This is a genomic window from Mycobacterium sp. (assembly GCF_040509115.1).
Taxonomy (GTDB): domain Bacteria; phylum Actinomycetota; class Actinomycetes; order Mycobacteriales; family Mycobacteriaceae; genus Mycobacterium.
Window position 1 is genome coordinate 1 of sequence record NZ_JBEVLO010000529.1, and the last position, 4991, is coordinate 4991.

A 4991-nucleotide genomic window follows, 5' to 3' on the forward strand; every position below is an offset into this window, starting at 1 on the left:
GACCCCGTGACGGCCGCGAACGGTCAAGCCGCGCAACTCGATTCGGTCAGCCACCCTGGTGTCCACCCGCCCACGCCGCCACGACCTTGAGCGCGTCGACGGACGCAGCGGCGTCGTGCACGCGAACCCCCCATGCCCCGTGCATCGCCGCCAGCGCCGAGATCACCGCGGTGGCGGTCTCCCTTCCGTCCGGAGGCCGAAGGTTCCCGCCAGCGTCGGCAAGGAGGGCACCGAGGAATCGCTTCCTGGACGCCCCGACCAGCACCGGGATTCCGGTATCGACGAACTCCGGCAGGGCCGCCAGCAGCGTCCAATTGTGTTGGGCCGACTTGGCGAATCCCAGGCCCGGATCGATGACCAGCATGGCGGGATCGACACCCGCCCGAACGGCGGCGTCCACGCTCGACAGCAGTTCGGCCCGTACGTCGGCCACCACGTCGCGGTAGTCGGGAACCTCGTGGGGGCGGTCGGCGCCGACCGAACGCCAGTGCATCAGGATCCACGGCACGCCGGCATCGGCCACCAGCGGCGCCATGTCCGGATCGGCCCGGCCCCCCGACACGTCGTTGACGATGTGCGCACCGCTCTCGATCGCCGCACGCGCCACCTGCGCGTGCATGGTGTCGATGCTCACCGTAATGCCTTGCTGGACGAGCTCTTTGATCACCGGCACCACGCGGGAGGCCTCCACGTGCGGGTCCACCCGGGTCGCGCCGGGACGTGTCGATTCACCGCCAACGTCGACGATCGCCGCACCGGCTTCGGCGAGTGCAAGCCCGTGCCGCACGGCACGGTCACACTCCAGGTACTTGCCGCCGTCGGAGAAGGAATCGTCGGTGACGTTGACGACGCCCATCACCTTCACACGGGTTCCGGCGCTCACTTGCGAAGGATGAGATCCAGAGCTTCGGCCCGCAACGTCGAGTCGGTCTTGAACTGGCCACGCACCGCCGAGGTCGTGGTGCTCGCACCGGGTTTGCGGATACCGCGCATCGCCATGCACAGGTGCTCTGCCTCCACCACGACGATGACGCCGCGGGGATCGAGCTTGCGCATCATCGCGTCGGCCACCTGTTGGGTCAGCCGCTCCTGCACCTGGGGACGCTTCGCGTAGAGGTCGACCACCCTGGCGAGCTTCGACAGCCCCGTTACCCGTCCGTCGACGCCGGGGATGTAGCCGACGTGCGCGACGCCGTGGAACGACACCAGGTGGTGCTCACACGTCGAGTACATGGGGATGTCCTTGACCAGCACCAACTCGTCGTGCTGCTCGTCGAAGGTGGTGTTGAGGACGTCGTCGGGATTGACGTACAGACCGGCGAACATCTCCTGGTAGGCGCGCGCGACCCTGGAAGGCGTATCGGAAAGCCCCGGCCGGTCCGGGTCCTCACCGATCGCGTACAGCAGTTCGCGGACGGCCTTCTCGGCGCGAGCCTGGTCGAACTCGGCAGGAACGAACGCCCGTGAGCCGCTCACGGGGCTGGAGGGTTGGGCATCAGGCTTCGGCATCGGAGCCTCCGTTCGGATCAGCCGGCTGGGGGCGGGTCATCGTGGCCCGAGCCGCCGTGTCCCGGCTCGTCTGGCGGCCGATGCGGCCCTGGCGAGCCGCCCTGTGGACGGGGTTGCCCGGGCGGATACGGCTGGTATGGCTGGTACGGCGGCGGATAGCCCTGCTGCGGCGGTCCCCAGTTCGGCTGCGGCTGCTGCGGCGGTTGGTACTGACCGGGCTGCGGCGGTTGGTACTGACCGGGCTGCTGCGGCGGCCATCCCGGGGCATGCCAGCCGGCGGGTGCTCCGTAGTTGGGCTGGGTGGCGCCGTTGACGCCCTGGCCAGGAGCTCCGTTGGCGGGACGACCGCCGTACGAGCCGTTGTGCCCGTTGGACCCGTTGGTGCCGTCGGCGTCGCGGCTCGCCGCGGCAATGGACGCCTTGAACGCCGGCTCCTGCACCGGCGGGGGCCACGGCTCGCCCCGCTCGATCGCCAGCTCCCCCGGTGTCTTGATCGGCGGCTTGTCCGACGGCACGCGTCCGCCGAAGTCGTCGAACATGGTCAGCCGGGGACGCTTCTTCACGTCGCCGAAGATGGCCTCCAGCTCGACCCGGTGCAGCGTCTCCTTCTCCAGGAGTTCACCGGCGAGGGTGTCCAGCACGTCGCGGTACTCGGTAAGCACCTCCCACGCCTCGGTGTGCGCAGCCTCGATGAGCTTGCGGACCTCGTCGTCGATGATCTGGGCGACCTCGTGGCTGTAGTCGGCCTGGGTGCCCATCGAACGGCCGAGGAACGGATCGCCGTGCTCGGTTCCGTACCGCACGGCGCCCAGCTTGGCGCTCATGCCGTACTCGGTGACCATCGCGCGCGCGATCTTGGTGGCCTGGTCGATGTCCGAGGACGCCCCGGTGGTGGGCTCGCGGAACACCAGCTCCTCTGCCGCGCGGCCACCCATCGCGAACACCAGGCGGGCGATCATCTCAGACCGGGTCATCAGACCCTTGTCGTCCTCGGGCACCGACATGGCGTGCCCGCCGGTGCGGCCGCGGGCCAGGATCGTCACCTTGTAGATCGGGTCGATGTCGGGCATCGCCCACGCGGCCAGGGTGTGGCCACCTTCGTGATACGCGGTGATCTTCTTCTCGTGCTCGCTGATGATGCGGCTCTTGCGACGCGGGCCACCCACCACGCGGTCGACGGCCTCTTCGAGCGCCGCGCCGGTGATGATGGTGCCGTTCTCGCGTGCGGTGAGCAGCGCGGCCTCGTTGATGACGTTGGCGAGGTCGGCGCCGGACATGCCGACGGTCCGCTTGGCCAGTCCGTCGAGGTCTGCGTCGTCGGCGATCGGCTTGCCCTGCGAGTGCACCCGCAGCACCGCTCGCCTGCCCGCGATGTCGGGCGCGGACACCGGGATCTGGCGGTCGAAGCGACCCGGTCGAAGCAGCGCGGGGTCCAGGATGTCGGGCCGGTTGGTGGCGGCGATCAGGATCACGCCCTGGCGCTCGCCGAAGCCGTCCATCTCCACCAGCAGCTGGTTGAGGGTCTGCTCGCGTTCGTCGTGCCCACCGCCGAGGCCGGCGCCGCGCTGGCGGCCGACGGCGTCGATCTCGTCGACGAAGATGATGCAGGGGCTGTTCTGCTTGGCCTGCTCGAACAGGTCGCGGACGCGGGAGGCGCCGACGCCGACGAACATCTCGACGAAGTCCGAACCGGAGATGGTGAAGAACGGGACACCCGCCTCACCGGCGACGGCACGCGCCAGCAGCGTCTTGCCAGTCCCAGGGGGTCCGTACAGCAGCACGCCCTTGGGAATCTTGGCGCCGAGTGCCTGATACCGCGTCGGGTTCTGCAGGAAGTCCTTGATCTCGTACAGCTCCTCGACCGCCTCGTCGACACCTGCGACGTCGGCGAACGTGGTCTTGGGCATGTCCTTGGACAGCTGCTTGGCGCGGGACTTGCCGAAGCCGAAGCCCATCCGGCCGCCCCCGCCCTGCATCCGCGAGAACATGACGAACAACCCGACGAGCAGCAGCAGCGGCAGGAGGTAGATCAGCAGCGAGCCCACGACGCTGCCCTGATTGACGACGGTGTTGGTCTTGGCGTTCTTGGCTGTCAACGCGTTGAACAGGTCCACCCCGTACCCGGTCGGGTACTTGGTGATGATCTTGTCGCTGTTCTCGGTATCGCCGTTGCCGCTCTTCAGGTCGAGACGGACCTGCTGTTCACGGTCGTCGATCTGGGCGCTGTTGACGTTGTCGGCGTTGATCTGCCCCATCGCGACGGACGTGTCGACGGGCTTGTAGCCGCGGGTGTCGTCGCTGAAGTAGAAGAAGGACCAACCCAGGAGCAACACCACCGCGACGGCGGTGAGTGTGCGGATGACGTTCTTTCGATTCATCGTTTGTCTTCGACCGGCGGCGGATACGCCAGCCTCGTCCTTCCGATATGCACAGGTTGGGTTCGTTCAGGCTACCGCTAGACCAACGACCGGCTGTTCCCGACGGGTGGCCGCCTGTGCTTGGCTGAGTTGGTGACCACATCTAGCCAACGGTTGGTCGAGACCAACGGCGTGACGCTGAGGGTGACCGAGGCGGGTGATCGCGGCGCACCGGTGGTGGTCCTCGCGCACGGATTTCCCGAGCTGGGCTATTCCTGGCGGCACCAGATCCCGGTGCTCGCCGCGGCCGGCTATCACGTGCTCGCCCCTGATCAACGCGGTTACGGCGGGTCCTCGGCGCCCCCGGCGATCGAGGACTACGACATCGTCGAGCTGACCGGAGACATCGTGGGTCTTCTCGACGACGTCGGCGCCGAGACGGCGGTGATCGTGGGACACGATTGGGGCTCGGTCGTCGCCACGAACCTTCCGCTGCTGCATCCCGACCGGGTCTCCGCGTGCGTGGCGATGAGCGTGCCCCCCATCCCGCGGTCGATGGTGGCACCCACGGAGTCGTGGCGCCGTGCCTTCGGCGACAGCTTCTTCTACATCCTCTACTTCCAGGAGCCCGGTCCCGCCGACGCCGAACTCGGCCGCGACCCGGCACGGACCATGCGCAGAATGTTGGGCGCGCTCCGCACGGACGGCGACGAGAACGTCTTCGTGCAGATGGCGGCGCCCGGTCCGGACGGCTTCATCGACCGGCTACCCGAGCCGGACGGCCTGCCGGACTGGCTCACCGAGGACGAACTCAACCACTACGTCGAGGAGTTCGCTGCGAGCGGATTCACCGGACCGCTGAACTGGTACCGCAACTTCGACAGGAACTGGGAGCTGACCGCGACGGCGCCGGCGTCGACGATCGACGTGCCGACGCTATTCATCGCGGGCACTGCCGACCCCGTACTCGGATTCACTCCGCGCGACAGGGTGCGCGACGTCGCGACCGGTCCGTACCGGGAGGTGTTGATCGACGGCGCGGGGCACTGGCTGCAGCAGGAGCGGCCCGCCGAGGTCAATGCCGCGTTGATGGAGTTCCTGACCGGCCCGAACTCCCCGTGAACT

Annotated in this window: 4 protein-coding genes; 1 reads left to right on the forward strand and 3 read right to left on the reverse strand. The window is 68.2% G+C overall.

Annotated elements, in window-relative coordinates; translation table 11 throughout:
* Positions 1-46: 46 nt before the first annotated feature.
* Genes folP through ftsH form a run of 3 tightly spaced genes read right to left on the reverse strand, consistent with a single transcriptional unit; the run spans position 47 to position 3887 of the window.
* Entirely contained in the window at positions 47-856 is an 810-nt protein-coding gene (gene folP, locus ABW137_RS35685; RefSeq protein WP_526407669.1) for a dihydropteroate synthase, read from the reverse strand.
* A 23-nt stretch (positions 857-879) separates the two neighbouring features.
* Positions 880-1509, reverse strand: a complete 630-nt coding sequence (folE, locus tag ABW137_RS35690) for a GTP cyclohydrolase I FolE (RefSeq protein ID WP_526407663.1) — start codon at positions 1507-1509, stop codon at positions 880-882.
* A 17-nt stretch (positions 1510-1526) separates the two neighbouring features.
* A complete protein-coding gene (gene ftsH / locus ABW137_RS35695; protein WP_526407665.1) occupies positions 1527-3887 on the reverse strand; it encodes an ATP-dependent zinc metalloprotease FtsH in 2361 nt (786 codons plus the stop codon).
* 129 nt (positions 3888-4016) lie between these two features.
* Between ftsH and ABW137_RS35700 the strand changes: the two genes are divergently transcribed.
* On the forward strand, positions 4017-4988 hold the full coding sequence (locus ABW137_RS35700; RefSeq protein ID WP_526407667.1) for an alpha/beta fold hydrolase: 972 nt from the start codon (positions 4017-4019) through the stop codon (positions 4986-4988).
* The last annotated feature ends 3 nt before the right edge of the window (positions 4989-4991 follow it).